Source organism: Photobacterium sp. R1, from assembly GCF_054600795.1.
The window spans coordinates 1-230 of record NZ_BAAHZP010001090.1; the positions used below are offsets into that span (position 1 = coordinate 1).

Consider the following 230-nt stretch of genomic DNA (forward strand, 5'->3'; position numbering starts at 1 on the left):
GCCGGGGGTGATCTCAGACGGCGGACTGATTTTTGGTCAGGCGAATATCAATGTGAGGGATCCCATCTTCCAGGTATTCTTCGGAATAGGCGGTGAAGCCATAGCGGTTGTAATAGCTTTGCAGGTGTGACTGTGCACCAATCTCAATGTTCTGTCCCGGCCACAGCTGATCGGCGTAATCTTGTCCCTGACGGAGCAGTTCTCTGCCCAGCGACCGGCCTCTTTCAGAT

Annotated in this window: 1 protein-coding gene; it reads right to left on the reverse strand. The window is 53.9% G+C overall.

Annotated elements, in window-relative coordinates; genetic code table 11:
- Positions 1 to 13 precede the first annotated feature (13 nt).
- Positions 14 to 230 (reverse strand): GNAT family N-acetyltransferase (locus ACYP03_RS28430; protein WP_459782996.1); only part of this gene is annotated, 217 nt, incomplete at its 5' end.